This window comes from Micromonospora sp. HM5-17, assembly GCF_003762835.1.
In the GTDB taxonomy this organism is placed as follows: domain Bacteria; phylum Actinomycetota; class Actinomycetes; order Mycobacteriales; family Micromonosporaceae; genus Plantactinospora.
In genome coordinates, this window is record NZ_RJWA01000038.1 from 1 (window position 1) to 1,128 (window position 1,128).

Genomic DNA, 1,128 nt, shown 5'->3' on the forward strand with positions numbered 1-1,128 from the left:
TGAACACCCCAGGTGCCATCCGGGGGTGCCGCCACGAACCTACAATCGGTGGCGATTGTAGGTCAAGACTCGACGTACGACCGCTTGCAGTCGGAGGTGGAACCGTGATCAAATGGGCATGCCATCCGGGGAGTGTGTATGCCCAAGCAGCAGTACCAGGCGCTCGCAGACGAGCTACGCAAAAAGATTGAGTCAGGAGAATGGCCGCCAGGCACGAAGCTGCCAAGCCGGTCTCAGCTGTGCAAGGACTACGGCGTGTCGGACACCGTGGTCGGCAAGGCCATGATGCTCCTTCGGGCTACCGGGCTGACCGAGACCCTTGAGGGAGTTGGTGTCTTCGTGGCCGAGCGAAAGTAGCCGCCAAGCGGCCTCTCCGCGCGAGGCAAACAGATCAACAAGCGCGCCGGGCGACGCGGTGACCCGGGCCCTGGGGGCAAGCTATGAGTCGCCGCGCCGTGGTGAGTGAGCTCCTTGATCACTACTATCGATGTGTGCCCTACGAACAGGCCGAGTACCGACGTATCGCCGATGAGGTCACGGCGCGCATCCGGTCCGGGGAGCTGAAGGCGCACGACAAGCTGCCATCCACCGCCGAGTTAGCCGAGCAGTACCACGTCTCAACTGCGACCGTTAACCGTGCGTTCGGACTCCTACATGACCGCGAGTTGGTATACGGCAAGCAGGGCAAGGGCGTATTCGTCGCTGAAGGCAAGGCCAACAAGTAACAGGGGTCAGGAAGCCGCTAGCACAGAGAACACTCACCACCATCACATCGACGGCGGAGTGTGCCGAGCCCACAGTCGAGCCGGAATGAGCCGGGCCAAACGGGGCCGAAACAGCGCCGAATCGACATTGTCAGCTAGTAACAGGTAGCTCAATGTAACCGACGGGAAACGGCTGCGCTGACCATCGCCCCGTCCGGTGGGGCGTTCCCACCATCGGCGCTCGCGACCGGGCAATTTCGATCATCTAGGGTGAGCCCTCGTGGGGATGCCTGGACACCGCCTCGCGATCGACTTCGGCACCTCCAGCACGGTCGCGGTTCTCGCCGACCCCGACGGTCGTGCCCGGCCGCTGCTGTTCGACGGCTCTCCCCTGTTGGCGTCCAACGTGTTCGCCCGGCCGGGC

The 1,128-nt window shown here is 63.4% G+C and carries 2 protein-coding genes; both read left to right on the forward strand.

The window, feature by feature from the left end:
* Window positions 1-138: 138 nt before the first annotated feature.
* On the forward strand, window positions 139-357 hold the full coding sequence (locus EF879_RS26835) for a winged helix-turn-helix domain-containing protein (RefSeq protein ID WP_123563378.1): 219 nt from the start codon (window positions 139-141) through the stop codon (window positions 355-357).
* Between the two features lie 134 nt (window positions 358-491).
* Window positions 492-725, forward strand: a complete 234-nt coding sequence (locus EF879_RS26840) for a winged helix-turn-helix domain-containing protein (RefSeq protein ID WP_123563380.1) — start codon at window positions 492-494, stop codon at window positions 723-725.
* Window positions 726-1,128 lie beyond the last annotated feature (403 nt).